Origin of the sequence: Filibacter tadaridae, assembly GCF_900609045.1 — a bacterium.
In the GTDB taxonomy this organism is placed as follows: domain Bacteria; phylum Bacillota; class Bacilli; order Bacillales_A; family Planococcaceae; genus Sporosarcina; species Sporosarcina tadaridae.
The window spans coordinates 352,079-377,634 of record NZ_UXAV01000042.1 but is presented as its reverse complement, the minus strand read 5'-3'; the positions used below and the strand labels follow the sequence as shown (position 1 = coordinate 377,634).

Annotated in this window: 23 protein-coding genes; 21 read left to right on the top strand and 2 right to left on the bottom strand. The window is 42.1% G+C overall.

The window, feature by feature from the left end; genetic code table 11:
- Positions 1-9 precede the first annotated feature (9 nt).
- From FILTAD_RS11265 to hfq, 14 genes are all read left to right on the top strand, one after another.
- Positions 10-1,269 carry a competence/damage-inducible protein A gene (locus FILTAD_RS11265; RefSeq protein ID WP_124070859.1) on the top strand — a complete coding sequence of 420 codons (1,260 nt, stop codon included), beginning with the start codon at positions 10-12 and terminating at the stop codon, positions 1,267-1,269.
- 167 nt (positions 1,270-1,436) lie between these two features.
- Positions 1,437-2,498, top strand: a complete 1,062-nt coding sequence (gene recA / locus FILTAD_RS11260) for a recombinase RecA (protein ID WP_124070858.1) — start codon at positions 1,437-1,439, stop codon at positions 2,496-2,498.
- A gap of 250 nt (positions 2,499-2,748) precedes the next feature.
- Positions 2,749-4,308: a ribonuclease Y gene (gene rny, locus FILTAD_RS11255; RefSeq protein ID WP_203229698.1), complete on the top strand. Its 1,560-nt coding sequence runs from the start codon at positions 2,749-2,751 to the stop codon at positions 4,306-4,308.
- A gap of 67 nt (positions 4,309-4,375) precedes the next feature.
- Complete coding sequence (locus FILTAD_RS11250) at positions 4,376-5,173, top strand: TIGR00282 family metallophosphoesterase (protein ID WP_124070856.1); 798 nt, start codon at positions 4,376-4,378, stop codon at positions 5,171-5,173.
- Between the two features lie 86 nt (positions 5,174-5,259).
- Entirely contained in the window at positions 5,260-5,535 is a 276-nt protein-coding gene (locus tag FILTAD_RS11245) for a stage V sporulation protein S (RefSeq protein WP_124070855.1), read from the top strand.
- Positions 5,536-5,763: 228 nt separating this feature from the next.
- Positions 5,764-7,305, top strand: coding sequence for a tRNA (N6-isopentenyl adenosine(37)-C2)-methylthiotransferase MiaB (gene miaB, locus FILTAD_RS11240; protein WP_124070854.1), 1,542 nt, complete (start codon positions 5,764-5,766; stop codon positions 7,303-7,305).
- On the top strand, positions 7,305-7,736 hold the full coding sequence (locus FILTAD_RS11235) for a YlbF/YmcA family competence regulator (protein WP_124070853.1): 432 nt from the start codon (positions 7,305-7,307) through the stop codon (positions 7,734-7,736). The genes miaB and FILTAD_RS11235 overlap by 1 nt, the downstream gene beginning before the upstream one ends.
- 228 nt (positions 7,737-7,964) lie before the next feature.
- Positions 7,965-8,534, top strand: a complete 570-nt coding sequence (gene cotE, locus FILTAD_RS11230; RefSeq protein ID WP_345788905.1) for an outer spore coat protein CotE — start codon at positions 7,965-7,967, stop codon at positions 8,532-8,534.
- Positions 8,535-8,681: 147 nt separating this feature from the next.
- Positions 8,682-11,246, top strand: coding sequence for a DNA mismatch repair protein MutS (gene mutS, locus FILTAD_RS11225; protein ID WP_124070851.1), 2,565 nt, complete (start codon positions 8,682-8,684; stop codon positions 11,244-11,246).
- Positions 11,247-11,251: 5 nt separating this feature from the next.
- A complete protein-coding gene (mutL, locus tag FILTAD_RS11220; protein ID WP_124070850.1) occupies positions 11,252-13,075 on the top strand; it encodes a DNA mismatch repair endonuclease MutL in 1,824 nt (607 codons plus the stop codon).
- Between the two features lie 111 nt (positions 13,076-13,186).
- Positions 13,187-14,833 carry a glycerol-3-phosphate dehydrogenase/oxidase gene (locus tag FILTAD_RS11215; RefSeq protein ID WP_124070849.1) on the top strand — a complete coding sequence of 549 codons (1,647 nt, stop codon included), beginning with the start codon at positions 13,187-13,189 and terminating at the stop codon, positions 14,831-14,833.
- A complete protein-coding gene (locus tag FILTAD_RS11210; RefSeq protein ID WP_203229697.1) occupies positions 14,830-15,744 on the top strand; it encodes an alpha/beta hydrolase in 915 nt (304 codons plus the stop codon). The genes FILTAD_RS11215 and FILTAD_RS11210 overlap by 4 nt, the downstream gene beginning before the upstream one ends.
- Positions 15,741-16,688 carry a tRNA (adenosine(37)-N6)-dimethylallyltransferase MiaA gene (gene miaA, locus FILTAD_RS11205; protein WP_124070848.1) on the top strand — a complete coding sequence of 316 codons (948 nt, stop codon included), beginning with the start codon at positions 15,741-15,743 and terminating at the stop codon, positions 16,686-16,688. Before FILTAD_RS11210 ends, miaA begins: the two co-directional genes overlap by 4 nt.
- Positions 16,689-16,729: 41 nt before the next feature.
- On the top strand, positions 16,730-16,951 hold the full coding sequence (gene hfq / locus FILTAD_RS11200) for an RNA chaperone Hfq (RefSeq protein ID WP_124070847.1): 222 nt from the start codon (positions 16,730-16,732) through the stop codon (positions 16,949-16,951).
- Between the two features lie 40 nt (positions 16,952-16,991).
- Here hfq and FILTAD_RS11195 read toward each other — a convergent pair whose 3' ends face one another.
- The gene (locus FILTAD_RS11195) at positions 16,992-17,594 is read right to left on the bottom strand and encodes a trimeric intracellular cation channel family protein (protein WP_124070846.1); all 603 of its coding nucleotides are present in this window, start codon (positions 17,592-17,594) and stop codon (positions 16,992-16,994) included.
- 142 nt (positions 17,595-17,736) lie between these two features.
- On the opposite strand from FILTAD_RS11195, the gene FILTAD_RS11190 reads away from it, so the two are divergent.
- A complete protein-coding gene (locus FILTAD_RS11190) occupies positions 17,737-18,999 on the top strand; it encodes a methionine gamma-lyase family protein (protein WP_124071217.1) in 1,263 nt (420 codons plus the stop codon).
- 318 nt (positions 19,000-19,317) lie between these two features.
- On the opposite strand, the gene lexA is transcribed toward FILTAD_RS11190, so the two are convergent.
- A complete protein-coding gene (gene lexA / locus FILTAD_RS11185; protein WP_124070845.1) occupies positions 19,318-19,938 on the bottom strand; it encodes a transcriptional repressor LexA in 621 nt (206 codons plus the stop codon).
- A gap of 205 nt (positions 19,939-20,143) precedes the next feature.
- On the opposite strand from lexA, the gene yneA reads away from it, so the two are divergent.
- The 6 genes from yneA (at position 20,144) to FILTAD_RS11155 (ending at position 24,737) form a co-directional block, all read left to right on the top strand.
- A complete protein-coding gene (gene yneA, locus FILTAD_RS11180; RefSeq protein ID WP_124070844.1) occupies positions 20,144-20,458 on the top strand; it encodes a cell division suppressor protein YneA in 315 nt (104 codons plus the stop codon).
- Positions 20,455-21,117, top strand: a complete 663-nt coding sequence (locus tag FILTAD_RS11175) for a YneB family resolvase-like protein (protein ID WP_124070843.1) — start codon at positions 20,455-20,457, stop codon at positions 21,115-21,117. The genes yneA and FILTAD_RS11175 overlap by 4 nt, the downstream gene beginning before the upstream one ends.
- Positions 21,118-21,185: 68 nt before the next feature.
- Positions 21,186-21,419, top strand: a complete 234-nt coding sequence (locus tag FILTAD_RS11170; RefSeq protein WP_124070842.1) for a DUF896 domain-containing protein — start codon at positions 21,186-21,188, stop codon at positions 21,417-21,419.
- A 103-nt stretch (positions 21,420-21,522) separates the two neighbouring features.
- Positions 21,523-23,529: a transketolase gene (gene tkt / locus FILTAD_RS11165; RefSeq protein ID WP_124070841.1), complete on the top strand. Its 2,007-nt coding sequence runs from the start codon at positions 21,523-21,525 to the stop codon at positions 23,527-23,529.
- A gap of 243 nt (positions 23,530-23,772) precedes the next feature.
- Complete coding sequence (gene sirA, locus FILTAD_RS11160; RefSeq protein WP_124070840.1) at positions 23,773-24,222, top strand: sporulation inhibitor of replication protein SirA; 450 nt, start codon at positions 23,773-23,775, stop codon at positions 24,220-24,222.
- Positions 24,223-24,494: 272 nt separating this feature from the next.
- Positions 24,495-24,737: a YneF family protein gene (locus tag FILTAD_RS11155; RefSeq protein WP_124070839.1), complete on the top strand. Its 243-nt coding sequence runs from the start codon at positions 24,495-24,497 to the stop codon at positions 24,735-24,737.
- The last annotated feature ends 819 nt before the right edge of the window (positions 24,738-25,556 follow it).

Sequence of the window (25,556 nt, the reverse complement as noted above, 5' to 3'; positions counted from 1 at the left end):
TGTTTCTATATGAACGCGGAAATTATTGCTGTTGGGTCTGAATTATTATTGGGTCAGATTACGAATACAAACGCGAAATTCATTTCCTCAGAACTTGCGGAAATTGGAATTGACGTTTTTTATCAAACAGTTGTGGGGGACAATAAAGCACGTTTAAATGAAGTGATTGAAATCGCAAAAAGCCGTGCAGATATACTTATTTTCACCGGAGGCCTTGGGCCGACGAAAGATGATATGACAAAAGAGACAATTGCAAAACATATTGGCACAACACTTGTCAGTAATGATGAAGCACTTATCTACATACGCGACTATTTCAAACGAAGCGGTCGGGAAATGACGGCTAACAATAAAAAACAGGCACTTGTTCTAAAGGGTGCAAAAGTGTTGCCAAATCGTACCGGAATGGCGCCTGGCATGGCAATAACTAATGCGGGCATCCATTATATTTTATTACCAGGACCTCCACACGAAATGGAGCTTATGTTTACAGATGAGGTTGTCCCGTATCTGTTAGGACTGATAGGGGAGCATGAAGTTATTACTTCCCGAGTTCTAAAGTTTTACGGCATAGGAGAAGCGGAGCTCGAACATCGTGTGCAATCCATATTAGAAAAACAAACGAACCCTACAGTCGCACCACTTGCGACAGCAGATGCTGTAACGCTTCGTCTTACTGCAAAGGCTTTATCAATTGAAGAAGCCCAAAAGCGCATAACGGTTGTAGAAGAAGAAATCCGTTCAATTGTTGGTGAATTTATCTACGGTATAGATGAAGATACACTGTCCTCAAAGGCAGCTGAGCTTCTTATCCAGAGTGGTATGACCATCGCGGCGGCGGAAAGTTTGACAGCGGGTCTGTTTATGGCGGAACTGGCAGGTGAACCGGGAATCAGTTCGTCATTGGAAGGAGGGGTTGTCGTCTATAATGGAGCTGCAAAAGTAGAGCAACTCGGGATAGACAAAACACTTCTGGCTGATTATGGAGCTGTCAGTGCTGAATGTGCCGCAGCACTTGCGCTAAGCGTCAAACGTAAATTCAGTTCGGATATCGGTGTAAGTCTTACAGGTGCAGCAGGACCCGATTCCCATGATGGGCAACCTGCAGGTACAGTTTGGATTGGTATTGCTATCAAAAACAACGAACCTCAAACTTATAAATTACTTCTTTCAGGATCTCGCGATGCAAATAGATTGAAAGCAGCAAGATTCGCCCTTCACTATCTTATAAACCGTCTAACAATTGATCATTCCAAAACAGAGATTTAAGCCTTATTCTCAATTAAAAATTGAATATGCCCCTTATTCTCAATTAAAACGCTCATTTCGGAATTTACTTCGAATGAGCGTTCGCTTTTTAGTTGAGTATTTCTCAATAAAGGAGTATAGTAGAGATAGTAAGAAAAACAGCACATCACCTACAAGGGGGAAAAATTTTGAGCGATCGTAAAGCAGCATTAGATATGGCTTTAAAACAGATTGAAAAGAACTTCGGAAAAGGATCCGTCATGAAACTTGGAGAAAAAACAAATTCTGAGATTTCAACATCTCCTACGGGATCTCTTGCACTGGACGCAGCATTGGGCATAGGCGGCTATCCACGTGGACGGGTTATTGAAATCTATGGTCCTGAAAGTTCAGGTAAAACGACAGTCGCACTACATGCAATTGCAGAAGTGCAAGCTGGCGGCGGACAAGCGGCATTTATTGACGCTGAGCACGCATTGGATGCTGCGTATGCGCGAAAATTAGGCGTCAACATCGATGAATTGCTTCTATCTCAACCCGATACGGGTGAGCAGGCACTTGAAATCGCGGAAGCACTCGTACGAAGTGGTGCAATCGATATCATTGTAGTCGACTCAGTAGCTGCACTTGTACCGAAAGCGGAAATTGAAGGCGAAATGGGAGACTCACATATGGGACTGCAAGCCCGTCTTATGTCTCAAGCATTGCGCAAACTTTCCGGTGCGATTAACAAATCAAATACAATTGCTGTATTCATAAACCAAGTCAGGGAAAAAATTGGTGTTATGTTCGGTAATCCTGAAGTTACACCCGGCGGACGTGCACTTAAGTTTTACTCTTCCGTACGATTAGAAGTGCGACGGGGTGAAGCGATTAAATCGGGTAATGATATCGTCGGTAATAAAACACGTATCCGTGTCGTGAAAAATAAAGTTGCACCACCATTTAAAACAGCGGAAGTTGATATTATGTACGGAGAAGGGATTTCCAGAGAAGGGGAAATCGTCGACCTTGGTGTTGATGTCGAAGTCGTCCAAAAAAGTGGTTCTTGGTATTCATATGAAGGTGAACGACTTGGACAAGGACGAGAGAATTCGAAACAATTCCTTAAGGAAAATCCAGATATTCGTGCAGAAATTGCAGGGAAAATACGTGATTCTTACGGCCTTGCTCTAGATAAAGATGTTATTGGTGCCCATGATGTAGAAGAAGATGAAGAACTTGAATTACTTCTTGACGAAAAAAAATAAATATAAAAAGCCGATCTTTTCCTTTAAAAGGGGAGGTCGGCTTTTCACTTATCCAGTAAAAATGATGAAAACTTGCTAGTTGCATAATTCATTAATAGACTATTAGTACTTGTGAATCCTTGACATGTCATTTTCACATAGATACAATTAGAATTGTATAATCTCACACTCATAACTTGATTTTGGCAGTATGTTGTACGTTGATATACGTGCCGACTGAAAATGAAAAGAAAAGCAGGAGGAGGTGACCTTGATGGGTGAAAAAATCATCTTCGCTTTGCTGGGTTTCATCGTCGGTGCCGTTGTTATCTATTTTGTTAATAGGAAAGTGAACGATTCAAAAGTGACGGGTGCCAAACACTCAGCTGAACAAATCGTCGAAGACGCGAAGCGTGAAGCAGAGGCCATGAAAAAAGAGGCATTACTGGAAGCGAAGGATGAAACTCACAAACTGAGAATTGAAGCGGAAACAGAAATCCGTGAAAGACGGTCAGAACTGCAGAAGCAGGAAAATCGTTTATTGCAACGGGAAGAAAATCATGACCGCAAGGATGAGGCTCTCAACAAAAGAGACGCGAGTCTGGAGCGCAAAGAAGAAGCGCTTACAGGAAGACAACAGCATATTGAACAGATGGAACGCAAAGCGGAAGAACTTGTGACCGTTCAGAAAACGGAACTCGAAAAAATTTCTGCACTTACACGGGACGAGGCGAAACGTCTTATACTCGGTGAAGTAGAACAGGAATTAGCAACAGATATCGCTGTCATGACGAAAGAATCGGAACAACGTGCGAAAGAAGAATCGGATAAGAAATCACGTGAAATCCTTTCAATCGCATTGCAACGTTTCGCTGCAGACCATGTTGCGGAAACGACTGTATCCGTCGTAACTTTACCGAATGATGAGATGAAAGGTCGTATCATCGGCCGTGAAGGACGTAATATCCGAACACTTGAAACATTAACCGGAATCGACTTAATCATCGATGATACTCCGGAAGCAGTTATTCTATCAGGGTTTGACCCTGTTCGTCGTGAAACAGCAAGACTCGCACTTGAAAAACTTGTTGCAGATGGACGAATTCATCCTGCCCGAATTGAAGAGATGGTTGACAAATCCAGACGTGAAGTGGACGAGCTTATCCGGGAAACGGGCGAGCAAACGACATTTGATATCGGCATCCATAATCTCCACCCGGATCTTATTAAGATTATCGGTAGACTACGTTTCCGTACGAGTTATGGACAAAACGTCCTAAAGCATTCGACAGAAGTAGCTTACCTTTCGGGACTATTAGCTGCTGAACTTGGAGAAGACGTCACATTAGCTAGACGCGCAGGACTGCTTCATGATATCGGAAAAGCGATTGACCATGAAGTCGAAGGTAGCCATGTTGAAATCGGCGTCGAGCTAGCAACTAAATACAAAGAGCATCCGGTCGTCATTAACAGTATCGCATCCCATCACGGGGATACTGAAGCAACATCAGTTATCGCAGTGCTTGTAGCAGCGGCTGATGCATTATCTGCTGCGAGACCGGGCGCACGAAGTGAAACACTCGAAAACTATATTAAAAGACTCCAAAAGCTTGAAGAAATTTCAGAGTCGTATGACGGCGTGGAAAAATCATTTGCAATTCAAGCGGGTCGCGAAGTTCGTATTATTGTACGTCCCGATCAAATCGATGACATTACTGCACATCGGCTGGCACGGGATATACGGAAGCGGATTGAAGAAGAACTCGATTATCCAGGACATATTAAAGTCACAGTCATCCGTGAAACACGGGCGGTTGAATACGCAAAATAATGAAAGGGGGGCTTCCGTGTACTTCGGTCCGGAGGCCTTTTCCTATTGAAAGAGGGAATTAGTCAGTATGAAAGTGTTATTTATAGGCGATATCGTTGGATCTTTGGGACGGGATATGGTATTTGATTATTTACCACGCATGAAAAGAAAATATAAACCTGATGTTGTTATTGCCAATGGTGAAAACGCCGCATCTGGTAGGGGAATCACTAAAGCGATTTTTGACGATCTACTACGTGCGGGTGTTGACGTCGTTACAATGGGAAACCATACATGGGACCAAAAAGAAATATACGACTTCATAGATGATACGGACTATCTTATTCGTCCAGCAAACTTTTCTGATGACGCACCTGGTAGAGGGATGACATCCATCTCACGAAATGGTGTTACTTTATCTATCATTAATTTGCACGGGCGGACATTCTTGCCTCCACACGGAGATCCTTTTGACAAAGCCGAGGAACTAATCGCAGAAGCGAAAGAAGTTTCACCGTTGATTTTTGTCGATTTCCATGCAGAAGCAACAAGCGAAAAGATCGCGATGGGTTGGCATCTCGATGGTAAAGCCTCTGTAGTTGTTGGAACACATACGCATGTCCAGACAGCTGACGAACGAATTCTGCCAGGCGGTACTGCTTATTTATCGGATGCAGGTATGACGGGCCCATACGATGAAATACTGGGCATGAAAAAAGAGGATGTCATCTATCGTTTCCGAACAAATATGCCTGTTCGCTTTGAAGTTCCAAAAAGCGGGCGTTCCCAGTTAAACGGATTATTTGTAGAGTTGGATGACCAAACAGGTAAAGCGCTTCAACTTGAACGCGTATCTATTAATGATGACCGTCCATTCAAAGGCTGAATCGAGTCTAAACGCTTCCTCCCTTTCATAGGATAGTCCATGGAGATATCCGTTCCATAGACATCGGAAAATAAGGAGGAATTAAGTTGAATCCATTGAAGGTATCATCTCGCTCGAATCCAAATTCTGTTGCAGGGGCACTTGTTGCAGTTATACGAGACCAGGGTTTTGCGGAAATGCAAGCAGTAGGGGCAGGCGCATTGAACCAAGCAGTAAAAGCAATCGCAATTGCAAGAGGATTCGTCGCCCCGAGTGGCGGGGATCTCATCTGTGCACCTGCATTCACCGATATTGAAATTAATGGTGAGGGACGGACAGCGTTGAAATTGCTCGTTGAGAAGAGAGAACGTAAAAACCAATAGAAAACGACCGATAAGTCAGTAGTCATTGACTTATCGGTCATTTTTTTATCTTCGAAGGTTTGGTAAACATATGCCCGGACTATACGGTTTTTTCCTCCAAATCAGCAATTGAACTGTGACAATCAAACGACAAAGCATGCTCAACTTGTACAGGATGCGTATACTTCAGTATAATGGTCTCATGTATCTACAGTTAACAAATGCTTCTAGGAAAAGGGGACATGTTGTATGAATGAAGAACAACGTCTGAATACAGGACTTGTGAAGCCGGATTTAGCAAAAAAGCCGGAAAAAGATTATAGTCAATACTTTCAAACGGCCTATGCACCCCCTTCATTAAAGGATGCCAAAAAACGGGGTAAGGAAGATATTACTTACCATGATGATTTCGAAATCGACGAACGGTTCCGCGGGATGGGGACGAACCGAAAGTTTTATATACGGACATACGGCTGTCAAATGAATGAACATGACACCGAAGTAATGGCAGGGATTTTTACAGGACTAGGCTATGAGGTAACCGATACAGTCGAAGATGCCAATGTCATACTGTTAAACACATGTGCTATTCGGGAAAATGCGGAAAACAAAGTGTTTGGGGAACTAGGTCACCTAAAAGCGCTTAAACGAAGAAATCCTGATGTTCTCGTCGGAGTATGCGGATGTATGTCTCAGGAAGAATCCGTTGTCAATAAAATCTTGAAAACATACGATCAAGTCGATATGATTTTTGGAACACATAATATTCATAGACTGCCACATATTTTACACGAAGCCTATCTATCGAAAGAGATGGTCATCGAAGTATGGTCTAAGGAAGGGGATATTATTGAAAATCTTCCGAAGGTCAGGCATGGTAGTATTAAAGCGTGGGTCAATATTATGTACGGCTGCGATAAGTTCTGTACATATTGTATCGTTCCTTATACACGCGGAAAAGAACGAAGCAGAAGACCTGAAGATATAATCCATGAAATAAGACTATTAGCGTCCCAAGGCTATAAAGAGATTACTTTACTTGGTCAAAACGTTAACGCATATGGCAAAGACTTCGAAGACTTGAATTATCGCTTTGGAGACCTGATGGATGATCTGCGTAAAATCGACATACCGAGAATCCGGTTCACGACCAGCCATCCACGTGACTTTGACGATCATCTCATTGAGGTGCTTGCAAAAGGGGGCAACCTTGTCGATCACATCCATTTACCTGTACAATCGGGTTCTAGTTCGATGCTGAAAATCATGGCTCGAAAATATACGCGAGAGCATTATCTTGAACTAGTACGTAAAATTAAAATTGCTATACCTAATGTCACGCTAACAACTGACATCATCGTTGGATTCCCGAACGAAACAGATGAACAATTTGAAGAAACGATGTCCCTCTACAAAGAGGTAGGATTCGATATAGCGTACACGTACATTTATTCTCCGCGGGAAGGCACACCAGCCGCTAAGATGGCGGATAACATTCCCATGGACGTTAAAAAAGAACGTTTGCAGCGATTAAACAAACTAGTCAACGACATGTCCGCTGAAGCAATGGAACCATACAAAGGAAAAATTGTCGAAGTACTTGTTGAAGGGGAAAGTAAGAAAAATGCAGAAGTGTTGGCAGGTTATACTGAAAAAAACAAACTTGTTAACTTCAAAGCACCACAATCCGTTATCGGTAAAATTGTAAACGTAAAAATAATAGAGACCAAAACTTGGTCACTCGACGGTGAATTCATCAGTGTCGTGGAAAAGGAAAAGGTGATGTTGTAATGGAAAAGCTTTATTCGAAAGATGAAATAATCGCGAAATCCCGTGAGATTGCACATATGATCGCAAATACTGAACAAGTTGAATTTTACAAACGTGCAGAGGCCCAAATTAATGAAAATCAAAAGGTTCGTGAAAATATTGCGAGTTTGAAATCATTGCAAAAGCAAGCCGTTAATTTCCAGCAATACGGTAAAGAAAGAGCATTGGAAATTATTGAAGGCAAAATCGATAAAATCCAAGGAGAAATTGATGAAGTGCCGATTGTTCAAGAGTTTAAACAATCCCAAATCGAAGTGAATGATCTACTCCAGCTCGTATCCAATACGATAGCAAACAGTGTGACAGATGAAATTATGGTAGCTACAGGCGGAGATGTTCGCAAAGGTGAAACAGGTTCTTATATAAAAAACACAACGTATAATAAACTATAAAGCGAAACTTCAATCAGTGGGGGTTTTCCTCATCCCCCACTGATTGTTAGTTGAGCCATTCGGGCTTTTACGGGCAGTGGATCCCCCACTTATTCTTCTTGTTTCCTTGAAGACTTGAAGTTGGGGGTCTTACTGCCCGTTAATGCGGGATAAGTTAACGAATCAATCGACGGGAATTAATTTTCCGTCGATTTTTTTCACTATCTGGGCTCCTGTTGCATAAGATGAATTGAAGCGAATGGAGGAGGAATCGAACTGAAGAATTTACGTCAGATCGTAACGAAAGCGGTTATTGCAAAAGGGAAGAAACGAACTGAACAAACTGTAACGTTAACGCCACCGAACAGTCCAACGAGTATACTGGGATGCTGGGTTATTAACCACACGCATCAGGCAAAGAAAGTTGGTAAGTACATTGAGGTCTCCGGGAAATTTGATGTTAACGTTTGGTACTCTCATCAGGAACACTCGAAAACGTCCGTCTTCAGTGAGTCAGTTCCGTACAAAGACAAAATTAGGCTCCATTATCGTGACGAGCCAACTTCAGGGCACGAAGAAATAATTGTCAACGTTATCCAGCATCCGAATTGTACAGAAGCTATCATTTCTAAGTGTGGAAATAAGTTTGAAATTACCGTTGAACGTGAGTTGCTTGCAGAAGTTGTTGGTGAAACTAAAGTTTGCATCAGTGTTCATACGGAAAGCTTTGAAGAGGAATGGCCAGAGCGCGATGAATCATCTTCGCATGGCGTAATCCATGGACATGATCAAAAAGGAAAAGAATCTTCATCATTTTAAAAGCCGGATAGCACGCCCGGCTTTTTTTTTTTTTTTTTTCGCCCATTTTGCGAAATAAAAGAGGAATTGAAATAAACCCGGACCCTTCGCTTTTCTGGGCCTTGTTTTGTATAATAAAGAAAATCGTATTTATAAAGAGGTAGACTTATGACAACTCATACACCAATGATTCAACAATATTTGAAAGTAAAGGCAGAGTACGAGGATGCCTTCTTATTTTTCAGGCTTGGCGACTTTTACGAACTATTTTTTACAGATGCAACAGAAGCATCCCAAATCCTTGAAATCACATTAACAAGCCGAGATGCGGGAAGTCGAGACAGAATACCGATGTGCGGAGTACCGTATCACTCTGCGCAGGGGTATATTGAAACGCTTGTTCATAAAGGGCATAAAGTAGCGATTTGCGAACAGACAGAAGACCCGAAAACAGCAATCGGCATTGTCAAAAGAGAAGTCGTGAAGATCATAACACCAGGGACAATGCTTGAGGGGAAGAGCATTGATGCAAATACGAACCACTTTATCGGTGCGGTAGACAGTTTGGATGAAGACAATTATGCGCTTGCATATCTGGACCTTGCAACAGGAGAAGGGAAAGTGGAAATTGTCGACGGGGACGAACGGAAATTGATTGCTGAAATCGAGGCCCTTGGCATGAAAGAAGTAGTCGTTTTAGAAACATTACATATCGCACTCAGCGACAGCATGTCAAAACGTAATATTATGTTATCCACCGAGCATGGTGAAGAAATTAGTTCGGAAGAACACCCCGCTACGATTCCTTACGAACTTCAACAAGTGTGTAGTATGCTCATTTCCTACGTGAAACGAACGCAGAAAACAGCCCTTGATCACTTACGTCCATTTGAATTCATCCAAAAAGGTGCAAAACTATCCATCGATGCGAATTCAATGCGGAATCTTGAGTTGGTCCAATCAATACGTAACGGAAGTAAAGATGGAACTCTTTACTGGTTATTGGATGAAACGGTCACTGCAATGGGCGCACGGAAACTGAAAATGTGGATTCACCAACCGTTGGCCGAACAAAATGAGATTGAAAACCGACTTGCAACAGTGACGGCGTTAATTGGTGACTTTCTTCTGCGCGATGAACTGAAAACAAACTTAAAAGAGGTATATGACTTAGAAAGGCTTGCAGGACGAATCTCCATGGGCAGCGCCAGTGGGCGTGATCTAGCGCAGCTCAGAAATTCACTAAGAAGGGTGCCGGACATCAAAAAGGAACTAGAACTATCAGCTCCCCCACTTCTTAACCGATTCGCAAACCGTATCGACCTATGTCCCGATGCGTATAACATACTTGAAAAAGCGATCGCTGAAAACCCACCGCTATCTGTCAAAGAAGGCGGCGTCATGAAAGACGGCTATGATGAAAAATTGGACAACTACCGGGATGCTTCAAAAAACGGCAAAGAATGGCTCGCGGAATTAGAAAGTGAAGAACGCAAGCGAACAGGTATCAAAACATTGAAAATAGGGTATAACCGTGTATTCGGCTATTTTATAGAAATTACAAAATCCAATGTTCATCTTGCAGATCTAGAGCGCTATGAACGAAAACAGACATTGGCAAATGCAGAACGCTATATAACACCGGAACTGAAAGAAAAAGAGGATCTTATCTTAAATGCAGAGGCGGAAGGACTCGAGCTGGAATATAAACTTTTCAGTACAGTACGAGATGAACTAAAAACTCATATTCGACAAGTCCAGCAACTTGCAAGTACCCTTGCTGAATTGGATGTTCTTCTATCATTCGCGGCGATATCTGAGAAAAGGAATTATGTGTTACCTACCTTCCATAAAGGAAAGGCGTTAGAAATAAAAAATGGGCGTCATCCTGTAGTTGAAAAAATGATGGATCACTCTCTTTATACGCCTAACAGCTGTAAACTAACAGAAGATGCGAATATGCTGCTCATCACAGGACCGAATATGTCCGGGAAAAGTACGTACATGCGGCAAGTAGCGCTTACAGTTGTCATGGCACAAATCGGCTGTTACGTTCCTTGTGAACAGGCAGTACTCCCTGTAACTGATCAGATTTTCACGCGGATCGGTGCAGCTGACGACCTGGCATCTGGTCAAAGTACATTCATGATGGAGATGATAGAGTCACAACACGCTATTGCAAACGCGACTGAACAAAGTCTTCTTTTATTCGATGAAATTGGTCGAGGTACTTCGACATACGATGGCATGTCTCTTGCGCAAGCGATGATGGAGCATATTCACAATGAAATTGGTGCGAATACATTATTTTCCACTCACTATCATGAACTCACCAATTTGGATAAAGAGTTGGACAGACTCGAAAATGTTCATGTTGCAGCAATGGAGCAAGAAGGAAAAGTGGTATTCTTGCACAAAGTAATGGCAGGTGCTGCAGATAAAAGTTATGGAATCTATGTTGCTGATCTTGCCGGACTTCCCGAAACACTACTTGAGCGCGCAAAGATCTTACTTGCAAACTTTGAACGAGTAGAAAATAAGCAAAACGTTGCCGATGAACCCGAACAATTGTCATTCTTTGATTTGCAAAAAGATGAACAGCAAAGTCTTTCAACGGAAGAACAAGAAGTTTTGACAAATTTAACTGACACGGATGTGCTGAACATGACACCACTCAATGCGTTGCAATATGTATTTGAACTAAAAGAAAAATTAACTTCGACGAAAGGGTGAGAAAATTGGACATCATAAAGGTAATGGATGATATGCTGTCCAATAAAATTGCAGCGGGTGAAGTAGTCGAACGACCCGCTTCCATCGTAAAAGAACTTGTTGAAAATGCAATTGACGCGGAGAGCACAGTCATTGAAATTTCACTTGAAGAAGCGGGGTTACTAAAAATACGTGTAACCGATAACGGCAAAGGTATGTCCAGGCAAGATGCGGTCCAAGCATTTGAACGCCATGCAACAAGTAAAATCACCAACGAACATGACTTGTTCCGTATTCGAACTCTCGGATTCCGGGGAGAAGCGCTAGCCAGTATTGCATCTGTGTCAAAAATTAACCTATGGACATCTGACGGGGAATCGACCGGAACGGAAGTCCATATTGACGGTGGACGCCTCGTCAAACACGATCATGCCGCATTTCGCAAAGGGACTGACATTACAGTAGCTCAACTTTTTTTCAACACACCGGCACGGCTGAAGTACATGAAAACCATTCAGACAGAGCTAGGACACACAATTGACCTTGTTAATAGGCTAGCGCTTAGCCATCCAACCATTGCATTCAAACTAACTCATTATAGCCATCTTTTATTACAAACATATGGCAGTGGGGAGCAACAACGTGTCCTATCGGATATTTATGGTACAGCTGTTGTCCGGAAAATGATTCCTTTTTCAGGATCCAATGCAGACTACAAGGTGGATGGTTATGTAACGCTGCCTGAAATGACACGTGCTTCCAGAAATTACATGACGCTAATTGTCAATGGAAGATGGGTGAAAAGCCATGCAGTAAACCATGCTGTACTAGATGCATTTCACACATACTTACCAATCGGACGTTTTCCTATCGCGGTTATCAATGTCGAAGGGGATCCGATTCTTACGGACGTCAATGTCCATCCTGCAAAACAGCATATCCGTATGAGTAAAGAAGGTGAGTTGCTAACGCTCATCAAAGAAGTGATCCGGAGTTCTATAAAGAAAAGTATCATCGTACCAGATGCTATAAAAAAAGAGCCTCCGAAAAAAAATAACTCAGAGCAAGTGAACATCTGGAGCCAATTTAAAACCGAACGACCTGCTACGCGGGATGAACGACCGGTTTTTGCACCTCAAGAGCCTGTAGAAGCCTACGAGCCACGAGCATATGAACCAAAAAAAACGGAAGTTGAAGTACAACAACACTGGACTGTCAATGAAACACAAATACCGACTGAAGAAGAACAAAGCGAGCCGGTAAAGCAATTCCCATCACTCGTTCCTGTAGGACAGGTCCACGGTACTTATATCGTTGCACAAAATGAAGATGGTTTTTTCATGATTGACCAGCATGCAGCGCAGGAACGCGTCAAGTACGAATTTTTTAGAGACAAATTAAAAGAAGCTGATAATGGTGAGCGGCAGCTGCTTCTGATGCCTCTACTTTTCCATTATTCAGCAGATGAACAAACGAAAATTGAGGAGAGTATGCATCTCCTCCACGAAGTAGGTATCTTTCTCGAAGAGTTTGGACCGTCTGCCTATGCAGTCAAGGAATATCCGTCCTGGTTTCCAAAAGGGGAAGAAACCGTTATTATCGAAGACATCATAGAGCAAGTACTTACAACACGGAAGATCGATATCGGCAAATTGCGGGAAGATGCAGCCATAATGATGAGCTGCAAACGTTCCATCAAAGCAAATCATCATTTAACAAATGCTGACATGGAAAGACTATTAAATGATTTGTCTTTAATGGAAAATCCCTTTACATGTCCGCACGGTAGACCGGTTCTTATCCATTTCACAACTTATGAACTGGAAAAGATGTTCAAAAGAATTATGTAAGCAATTGAAGACCACCCATTAGACAATAACAGCTCTAGGGGAAGAATTCGTGGACAAAGACAGTGGAAGTAGCACGCATCTTCAAGATATGAATTTGAAAGGGTGACCAAGATGTTTTCAGCGATTACAAGACCAAAAGTGAAAGAATTCATGGGTGAGTACCAGTTTGATTTACTTATTATTGGTGGAGGAATCACCGGTGCAGGGATTGCCCTCGATGCTGTTACACGCGGCTTATCAGTAGCGCTTGTCGAGATGCAAGACTTTGCGGAAGGAACGTCCAGTCGTTCTACAAAGCTTGTACATGGCGGTTTGCGTTATTTGAAGCAACTTGAAGTGAAAATCGTAGCAGAAACAGGGAAAGAAAGGGACATCGTTTACCATAACGCCCTTCATGTTACAGAACCTGAACGTATGCTACTACCATTCCATAAGGGTGGTACATTCGGAAAATTTACGACGTCAGTAGGTCTGTTTACTTACGACAAACTTGCCGGTGTAAAAAAAGAAGAACGACGTGAAATGTTGACGGCTGAAGAAACGCTTGCAATGGAACCGCTGTTAAAGAGAAAAGGACTCCGTGGCGGCGGTCATTATGTAGAATACAGAACTGATGATGCACGGCTAACGATTGAGACGATGAAAAAAGCGGTTCAAAAAGGAGCACTCTGCCTGAACTATATGAAGGCTGAGTCATTCATTTACGATGATGGAAAAGTTGTCGGAGCCACAGTAAATGACCAACTGAATGATGAATCATTGCGAATCACTGCATCGACCATTGTGAATGCGGCAGGCCCTTGGGTCGATGATGTACGGAAAAAAGATGAACTATCCAACGACAAAAGATTACGATTGACGAAAGGGGTCCACATCGTAATCGACCAAAAGGTTTTCCCACTTCGTCAAGCAGTCTATTTCGATGCACCGGATAAACGAATGATTTTCGCTATCCCAAGAGGGCAAAAAGCGTATATCGGAACAACGGATACAATCTATGATAAAGACACAATGAATCCGTTAGCGACTAAAGAAGATGTTGCATACCTTCTTGATACAGTCCATCATATGTTCCCGGATGTCGCGGTTACCCGAGAAGATGTTGAATCGACATGGGCAGGTGTCCGTCCGCTTATTTACGAAGACGGAAAAGACCCATCGGAAATTTCAAGGAAAGATGAAATGTGGGAAGCGGGCAGCGGTCTTATTACAATTGCGGGCGGTAAGCTGACAGGCTATCGTAAAATGGCTGAGACCGTAGTCGACCGTGTCGTTAAAAGACTTCGACCTGACGAATTCGGACCGTGCGTGACGGAGCATCTTCCACTATCGGGCGGGGATTTTGGCAGCATTGAAAAGTTTGAAGCTTATATTACAAGTAAAGCGAATGAAGCTGAATTGTTCGGCCTAACGAAAAAAGAAGGGGAACAACTTGCCTCATTTTACGGAACAAATGTCGACACGGTCTTTACGTATGCACATACACTTAAAACAGATACAACAGATTTGCCAAGAATTTTAAAGGCGGAAATCCTATACGCCATTCATCACGAAATGACACTTTCACCTTCGGACTTCTTCATTCGCCGTAGGGGAGATCTTTATTTCAATATCAGCCTTGTTAAAAAATATAAAGAGGCAGTAACAGACTATATGGCAGTGCTTCTATCCTATTCGGATGAAAGTAAAAAACATTATTTACGTGAACTCGAAAATCATATCGCCGAAGCAGAGGTCAAAGGCAGAACAGGAATATGAATGAAATGACTCTAGAAATGTCAGATGGCTTCTCAATTCATACGGTACTTGTGGAACCCGCAGACAAGCCGATTGGACATATTCATATACTACACGGCATGGCGGAGCATATCGGCAGGTATGAAGAGTTTGCAAAATACCTTGCGGGAATTGGGTATATCGTTTCGGGGCACGACCATAGGGGACACGGAAAAACAGCTGAAATGAATGGTAAACCGGGTTATTTTGGCATAGAAAAAGGTTTTGACCGAGTTGTACAGGATGCATATGAAATCATTAAAACAATACGGGAACAGCATCCTTCCCCCCGTTTCATCCTATTCGGCCATAGCATGGGCTCATTTATCGCACGTAGGTATGTTCAAGTACACGGAAGTGAAGTTGACCTTGCCATCCTCTCAGGTACGGGCGGAAACCCAGGTGTTATGCGTATTGCCGCAACTGGGATTGCACATCTCTCAGGAAAGATGAATGGGTATGACAATCCTGATCCTCTCTTGAACAAGCTCGTTTTCGGGGGGTTCAACAAATCGATTGATACACCAAAAACACCCTTTGATTGGCTATCAAGGGATTCGGACGCTGTTGAAAAATATATGAATGATCCTAACTGCGGATTCATCTCAACTACACAGTTTTTCATAGATTTGTTTGAAGGACTTGAGAAAATCCATTCGGATGAAGAGATTAGAAAGATACCGCAAAACTTGCCGATCCTTCTCATATCGGGAAATGAAGACCCGGTAGGTGATAACGGCAAAGGTGTTTTAAGTGTGGCTAAACAATATGACAAAGTAGGTATCGTAGATGTAACGCTCATGCTGGTCGAAGGCGGCAGACATGAATTGCTCAATGAAATAAATCATCAACACGTCTTCGAGTATATAACGGATTGGATTGAAAAAAAGTGAGTGTAACACCGGAAGTCATAGCAATTGTCGGTCCTACCGCATCCGGTAAAACCGCGCTCAGTGTCGAATTGGCAAAACAAATCGACGGAGAAATCATTAATGGAGATTCAATGCAAGTATATAAACGACTTGATATTGGTACAGCAAAAATAACAACGGCGGAAATGGCTGGCATCCCACATCATTTATTCGATACTAAAGAGCCTGATGAAACTTTTTCAGTTGCAGAATACCAATCAGAAGTCCGCAAAGCGATTAAAGATATTCAGCGACGTGGGAAAACACCAATCATCGCGGGGGGCACGGGACTATACATCCAAGCAGTGTTATTCGATTTTCGTTTTACCGAACAAGCTGCTGATATTGAAGTAAGAAAACGCCTGGAACATGAGCTTGATTCCAAGGGAGCCGACTTTCTTTACAAGAAACTTATGGATATTGACCCTTTAAGCGCTGAAAAAATTCATCCGAATAATCATCGCAGAGTAGTCCGGGCACTTGAAATCATCGAAGTGACAGGGAAAACGAAGGGGGATCATGAAGAGGATGTAGGACATGCGCCTCTTTATGATCATCTAATTATTGGATTGGAAATGGATCGAGATGTACTTTATGGCCGCATCGATTCACGTGTGAATCAGATGATGGATAAAGGATTACTGCATGAAGCGCAAGGATTATGGGACGAAGGCATAAAAAATATACAGTCCGTACAAGCAATAGGTTACAAGGAGCTTCACCAATTCATCGAAGGTCGCTGTTCATTGGATGAAGCAATCGACTTGATCAAAAAAAACACGCGTCATTATGCAAAACGGCAAATGACTTATTTTCGAAACAAAATGGAAATCGCCTGGTTCAATGCTGAACTAGATACGGACGAAATTGTACAAGCAATTTTAAGAATTTTGAAGGATTTTCATCTTAAAGAGCGAATAAGGTAAGTGAAGCAAAGAATATGCAAGACAACAGGAGGACTCGACGTATGGCACAGGTTAACATGCAAGAGACGTTTTTGAATTCATTACGAAAGAATAATACGTTTGTAACTGTATTCTTATTGAATGGTTTTCAATTGAAAGGACTTATCAAATCGTATGATAATTATACCGTTCTTCTCGAATCGGACGGCAAGCAACAATTGATCTACAAACATGCGATCTCAACATACGTCCCGTCTAAACCGGTTACGTTAAAAGAGGAATGAAAAAAGCGGAACAGGGAGAAAAATCCCCGTTCCGCTTTTTTTAAATTTCAATATTTTTTCGCGGTAATTTCCAATGGAAGAAAACTGACAAAATGCGTAAACTCGCTGTCAAAACGAGTAACGCATAAAGAGCGATATCCCCGTGGAAAACATCTAAACCCACTATTAATCCCGCAATAACTGCCCAAATCGCATATATATTTTCCTTGAAAACGAGTGGTTTCCGACCAGCTAGCAAATCGCGAATCACACCGCCACCAGCTCCAGTCAAAACGGCCGCAACCATGACTGCATAAAGTGACATCTCCAGACGCATCGCAAGCATGGCACCTTGGATAGCAAATGCGGCTAATCCGACGGCATCAAAATACGACCCCCATCGATTCCAATGAGATAAAAGATATTTTGAAAAAAAGAAAATAACCGTAATTAAAACAGTGGCAACGATAAATAAAAATTCCTGGTCCCACAAAACGGAAACCGGAACCCCAATCAATAAGTTTCGAACAGCCCCTCCACCAAACGCGGTAACCATTCCTAATATATAGACACCGAAAATATCATATTCTTCTTCCATCGCTATGATTGCACCGGAAATGGCAAAAGCAGCAGTACCGATAAAACTAAATACATCCCAAGCCAATATTATTTCCCCCGTTCACTAGATCCTTAAGCATTTTAACAGATTCCCTATATAAATCAATGGGCGAAATAACGGATTGTTGACCTCCGCGGGCAGACTGATAAGATTATAAGGTGACTATTGAATGGAAAGAGGAATTAGCATGCAATTTAACGAACAAGACACAGCTCTTTTCGAAAAAGCGGACGCGATTGAAACGAAACTCGCACCCTTTTTTAAAGAGGTAGAAAAAACAGCGTTTTACAATCAACGGAAAGTACTCGCTGCATTCCGTAACAATAAGGTGAGTGATTTCCATCTGCATGGAACAACAGGATATGGCTATGACGACAGTGGTCGCGATGTCTTAGGACAAGTCTACGCAGATGTTTTCGGAGCAGAAGATTGCATTGTGCGCAATCAGATCATTTCGGGAACACACGCAATATCCATAGCGCTATTCGGTATTTTACGCCCAGGCGATGAATTATTGTATATTACAGGGAAGCCTTATGACACCCTGGATTCCATCGTATCCGGTAAAGGTAAGGATACCGGTTCCCTACACGACTTTGGCATCACGTACAAGCATATTGATTTGAATGAAGATGGCTTAATTGATTTTGACGAAATGGTAAACAACATTCATAGCAAAACAAAAATGGTAGGCATCCAACGCTCAAAAGGCTACGCTGATCGTCCTTCATTCATGGTGGATGAAATCAGTGAAATGATAAGAAAAGTGAAGGCTATAAATCCTGAACTCGTTGTTTTTGTCGATAACTGTTATGGCGAATTCGTTGAGCAGAAAGAGCCGACTGAAGTAGGCGCTGACCTGATGGCAGGCTCACTTATAAAAAATCCCGGTGGCGGACTCGCGCGAACAGGCGGCTATATTGCGGGTCGTGCTGATCTTGTTGAAAAATGTGCTTTTCGAATGACATCACCTGGTCTTGGAGCTGAAGCGGGAGCATCCCTCAATACATTACTCGAAATGTACCAAGGATTTTTCCTTGCACCACATGTTGTCAGTCAAGCTGTAAAAGGAGCATTATTCACCGCTGCACTTCTTGAAGATTTCGGACTGAAAACGTCGCCGCATTATTCAGAAAAGCGAACCGACCTGATTCAATCCGTTTCATTCAAAAGCGCAGACCAAATGATTGCCTTCTGCAGAACGATTCAAGAAAACTCACCCATCAATGCGCACTATGCGCCTGAACCGTCCTACATGCCCGGTTATGTCGATGACGTTATAATGGCAGCCGGGACATTCATCCAGGGCTCCAGCATCGAACTGACAGCTGATGGACCCATTAGACCCCCCTATACTGCTTATGTTCAAGGAGGACTGACATACGAGCACGTCAAAACAGCAGTCCTGTCTTCAATTGGCAAACTGATGAGTGAAAAATTACTCGACTGATTAACTGGTTGGATAAGAGAGTGTATTGTTCATAGTCGAACTGTCATGGCAAATGAAGAAACTGTAATGGCTCGGCCGTAAACTGTAAGGACGCGCGCGAACTGTCATGGCAAACGAAGAAACTGTCATGGCCCGGCCGTAAACTGTAAGGACGCGCGCGAACTGTCATGGCAAACGAAGAAACTGTCATGGCTCGACAGTAAACTGTAAGGACAAGCTGTCAAACTGTCATGGCAATTAACAATCAATCCATAATTTAAACAAAAAAAGCTGCCTCCAACGCATAACGCGTAAGAGACAGCTTTTTTGTAGTCTAAATTAGTGGATCATCCGGTACACACCGACAACTTTTCCAAGAATCGTGACATTATCAATGATAATCGGATCCATTGAGGAGTTTTCAGGTTGAAGACGGAAATAATCTTTTTCTTTGAAAAAGCGTTTCACAGTTGCTTCGTCTTCTTCGGTCATAGCAACGACAATGTCGCCATTTTGAGCAGTTTGCCGTTGCTTGACCACAACATAATCGCCATTCAAAATACCCGCCTCAATCATACTGTTTCCAACAATCTCTAGCATGAACAACTTGTCTTCCGTTGTACCGAAAGATTCAGGTAGCGGAAAATACTCTTCAATATTTTCAATCGCCGTAATTGGTATACCGGCTGTAACTTTCCCGATGAGTGGAACATTGAGAACACCAGGTTTCAACGCTTCCAAACCTTCAGGATCTAGTATTTCAATCGCTCTCGGTTTTGTTGGATCCCGTCTTATGAAGCCTTTACTTTCCAATCTGGCAAGATGTCCATGAACTGTCGAACTGGACGCAAGACCCACTGCTTCACCAATTTCCCTTACGGATGGCGGATATCCTTTTTTTCTTACTTCTTCTTTGATGAAAGACAAAATATCCTCTTGTCTCTTTGAAATCTTTTTCATCCTATTCACCTCTTAACATTTAGTTGTTGATTTCCAAATGCCTTTCACCGCAAGAGTTCAGGCCGGAATTATTCATTTATTGTAGTATATCAGTCTTTAGATAGAATGGCAAACACAGGTTCTGAAAAAAGTGTTGACAAACAATATTGGATTCAATATAGTAAGAACGTACATTCCGAACAGACATTTGCAAGGGGGGATTTTGATGACTTTCATTAAAAATAACAGTTATATCGTACTCATTTTCGTTTTAAGTATAGGATTTGCAATTATAGGTGTCAATAAGCATGACAATGATCCATCGTATCCAGCAATAACAGTAAATGATGGCGATACATTATGGGAGTTAGCACAGCATCATGCCGATGATATGCCCAGCGAGCGATGGATTGAAGAAGTTGTGAAACTAAATAACTTGTCTACTGTTAAAATAAAAAAAGGGGAGGATTTACGCCTTCCGATTAGGAAAACTGTTAAGGTTGGGAAAGTAGCAACTGAAATGGCGGGGGATGGCAAATGAACGAGCGAATGAAACGTTGCGTTGCCTACTGTAGAGTAAGTACGGAAAAGGACACGCAGGAAATGTCGCTTACGAGACAGCAAGAAGAGCTTGCGGAACTTGCTAAGGAGCTTGGTTTTGAACACATCAAAACATTTACTGACAAACATAGTGGTTTCGATATTGACCGGGAAGGCTTACTCAGTCTCCTAGACTTTATCAGGGATGAAGAAGTGGACGCTGTTCTTATTCAAGATGAAACAAGACTTGGACGCGGCAATGCTCGTATGGCGGTACTTCATTTATTATCAAAAACGGATACGGAAGTTTACTCACTTAGTGACAGCGGACCCATATTGCTCAATGAAATGGATACGATGTTGTTGGAGATTCTGGCTATTGTCGAAGAATATCAACGTAAATTACACAATGCGAAAATTAAGCGCGGCATGAAAAGGGCAGTGAGGGGTGGATACCGTCCGGAACAGAATTTGAAAAACAGAGGAAATGCAGAAGGACGCGAAAGACTCGAAGTGCCGGTAAGCGAAATCGTTGCATTACGAGACAAAGGATTGACGTATGAAGAAATTACCGGTGTACTCAAAGGGCTTGGACATGACATTAGCAAAGCGACTGTTCATCGCCGTTATAAGGAATATGAACTTGAGAAAGAAAGCTGATTGGTTGCACTTTCAGCTTTTTTTGTATACGTTCATGTTATTCTTTAAATGCAAATGGAGGGATAAATATGTTAGCAGAAGATAAAATCAAACGCATTAACGAACTTTCGAAAAAATCAAAAACGACCGGTTTGTCGATTGAAGAGGCAAAAGAACAGACACTGCTTCGAAAAGAATACTTGGAAACATTTAGATCATCAATGCGTAATACAATCGAACATGTCAAAGTGATTGACCCGGAAGGAAATGATGTAACACCCGAAAAAGTGAAAAAAGCGCGGGATGACAAATACCTAAACTAACATCTAATCCTTTCCGGGATTGTATTTCGTGCAACCTTTGACTAAACTAGAGGATGTAGAACAACATTAAGACAAGTAGAAGAAACGGGAAAGGATGTACACAATGACTCAACAGATTGACCAATTAGCTATCAATACGATACGTACTCTTTCAATCGATGCAATCGAAAAAGCGAATTCCGGCCATCCAGGCCTTCCAATGGGTGCTGCTCCAATGGCGTATACACTTTGGACAAAGCATATGCACCATAATCCAGCAAATCCTACATGGTTCAACCGCGACCGTTTCGTTCTATCTGCGGGGCACGGCTCCATGCTCCTTTATAGTTTGCTACATTTGGGCGGATACGGGCTACCGATGGATGAAATCAAGAACTTCAGACAATGGAACTCTTTAACACCCGGACACCCTGAATACCGTCATACAGTTGGAGTCGAAGCGACGACTGGACCACTTGGCCAAGGAATCGGCATGGCTGTTGGAATGGCAATGGCTGAAAAACATTTGGCTGCAACATATAACCAGCCGGAATTTGAAATCATTGATCACCATACATATGCACTTTGTGGTGATGGCGACTTGATGGAAGGTGTTGCTTCTGAAGCCATTTCACTAGCAGGACATCTGCAACTGAATAAACTTGTAGTCCTTTATGATAGTAACGATATTTCACTGGATGGCGACCTTAACATGTCATTCTCCGAAAATATCCAGAAACGTTTTGAATCGTATGGCTGGAATTACATCCGTGTTGAAGATGGCAACGACATAAACCTTGTTTCTTCAGCAATTGAAGAAGCGAAGGGCAATGTCGGCGGCCCAACAATCATCGAAGTGAAAACAGTCATTGGTTATGGTTCGCCAAACAGGTCAGGGAAATCAGATGCCCATGGTATGCCGCTTGGTGAAGATGAAATGAAGTTGACTAAGGATTATTATAAATGGACATTTGAAGAAAATTTCCATGTTCCGGATGATGTCTATGCAGCATTCAATACAGCAGCTGAAAAAATGGGTGCACAAAGAGAACAGCAATGGAACGAGCTATATGAAAATTACGAGTCAAAACATGCGGACCTTGCGAGGCAGTTGAAAGATGCAATTGACCGTAAATTGCCGGAAGGATTCGAGAAGTCCTTGCCAACATACGAGGCTGGTACGTCTCACGCAACACGTTCTGCATCTGGCGATTTGATCAATGCAATCGCTAAAACAGTACCTTCCTTCTTCGGAGGAAGTGCCGATCTTGCTGGGTCCAATAAAACAACAATCAAAGGCTCAGGCGATTTCCTTCCCGCAGATTATTCAGGTCGCAATATCTGGTTCGGAGTTCGGGAATTTGCAATGGGTACTGCACTAAACGGTATGGCACTTCACGGTGGTCTGCAGGTATTTGGTGGGACATTCTTCGTGTTCAGTGATTACGTGCGTCCAGCGATCAGACTATCATCTCTCATGGGTCTTCCTGTAACATATGTCTTCACACACGACAGTGTAGCGGTCGGTGAAGATGGCCCGACACACGAGCCAGTCGAACATCTAGCGGCACTTCGAGCAATGCCGGGACTGTCCGTGATTCGTCCTGCAGATGCAAATGAAACTGCAGCTGCATGGAACGTCTCTGTGACTAGTGAGAATACGCCGACTGTGCTTGTATTATCTCGACAAAACTTATCTGTTCTTCCAAATTCAAGTGAACTTGCAATGGAGGGCGTTCGTAAAGGCGCCTATACAATTTCACCGTCAAGCAAAGAAGTAGCGGATGCGATTTTGATTGCGACAGGTTCTGAAGTGAATTTGGCAGTGTCTGCCCAGTCAGAGTTGCTTTCCGAAGGAATCGACGTAGCGGTTGTTTCAATGCCATCTTGGGATCTATTTGAAAAGCAGGACGATGCATACAAGCAAAGCGTCTTTCCAAAAAATGTGAAGAAACGTCTAGGGATTGAAATGGGTGCATCGCTCGGTTGGCATAAATATATCGGTGACGAAGGCGGCATCATTGCAATTGATACATTTGGCGCAAGTGCACCTGGCGACACCGTTATCAAGGAATTCGGATTTACGGAAGAAAACGTAATTGCAAACGTCAAATTATTGATTAATAAATAAGATGCGACGTTGTAACGAACATTAATATAAATTAAAAAATAGTATACTTATCTTTTAACAAAAAGCTGTTCCATTAGACGTCATTACGCGTCGGTTGGAACAGCTTTTTCAATTGTTGCTTATCTTTCAATAGAACAAAATAAACTACTCGAACTTTTCCGACAATAATAGTGCTTATCCATTCCGCAATATGACAACATTTTCAACCGGAAGGGGTTATTCTTTTAATAGGGGGTGGCGATATTGCGTTCTTATGGGATTTATAAAGTGAAGGAAATGTATCAGCCGTTCGTCATTGGAAGGGAACGGTTATTGTACGACCTATTGAAAGAAGATGGGCAACATGATGATAGTATGCAAGAGGTGCATTACTTATGCGATCCGCTCGTGGGGGACGAGATTGACGAAGCAATCATTTCAAATCTTGGAAAAGGATTTACCTCAATCGAACAGCGAGAAGGGGAATATAAGCTGACTCATCCGGTAAAAGGAAGCATACTTATATCTTTATCTTCATACGCACTTAATGTGTTCTGTGACGGTTCTCGTATGTTGGACTTAGACTTATTCGTTGCCTTATCAGGTTCTGATGATCGTTTTTTCGCGGTTATGGATGAGAAGGGTGAATGGGGTTGGCTAAAGCCGGTGAAATATACAGACCTTAGACTAAATGAAGAGGCTGCAATTTTTTAAATAGAGTAACAACCATAATAAAAGACCTGCTTTAGTCTGTGTAGGTCTTTTTTGCGTGGCAACCTACACTTTTTCACTCTTTAGAATTTCCTCATTCATACCTGTAAACCTCCTTTTTTTTATTTTCTTGAAAATAAAACGAAGTTTATGAACAGTCATTATACTACGCACGAACTATTTTTTGTAGAGCCATTGCCATTCATGCTTGCAATGCTGTATAATCCTACATGGTAGAGTAAACTTGAATTACGTATGTGAAGGAGGTATAGCGGATGACAACAGTATGGTGGATCGTTTTGATCATCGTCGCGCTATTAGCAGGTGTGGCCCTCGGATTTTTCATTGCACGTCAATATATGATGAAATACTTGAAGGACAACCCACCGATTAATGAAGATATGTTACGTATGATGATGATGCAAATGGGACAAAAACCTTCACAAAAGAAGATAAACCAAATGATGGCGCAAATGAGCAAAGCAAATGAGAAAAGTGCGAAAAAACCTAAGAAGTAACGTTGATATGACGGGGATTAAAAGTGTTTTTTCAGCTGATTCAATGGCTGATTGCTTATTGTTCACATAAGGAATTACCTGGATTATATGCCCAGGTTAATCCTTCATTTGATTTTGCTATTTTTTTAAAACTATCCAATAGACCACTTTTCCTGATGAAAGATTAATCAGGGGAAGTGGTCTATTTGTTGTTGTTAAGCGATTTGTTGGAGGAATACAAGTTTCACTGTTTAGCGAAAGGATTCACCAAGAAAACAATGCCGAATAAAAATCAGGAGTTAGTTTAAAAAGGAAACAATACTCTTATTAATGCATCTAATCAATTGCCCCTGCGCTAATGAGTTTCGGGTTACTGGAAAAGGTTAAGGTAGCAGGGGTTAAGTACGAACGGATTCAGACTTCAAAGGAAGGTCTAAAATTTTTAGGTTATTATGATATTGAAAAGTCCAAATCCCAAAATGAAAAATTAGAGAAATAGATTACTATTTACTGACTAGGGAAACAGACCTAGTCTTTTTTGTTATCGGTAGACTGTACTTAAACGGTAACGTATGTAATAGTCTCCCAAATGTAATGATAGCAAGGGTTGTAGCATGTTAGTGTTGTTACCGTTTGACTGTTACCGAAATCGAGAGTAATGGACAGGCTACACTAAGTTAGATTCGCAAGTAATCAATCTTCAATGTTACCAGACAAGGTGAGAGAAGTTCACAGGGGAAGAATTGTGGTAATTACTTATCAGTTTGAATAGAGGTTCTGGCATTTATCTCATGAAAAGTTATATAATACAGGTGGAAGAATTTAAGTAGAGAGAAGGGG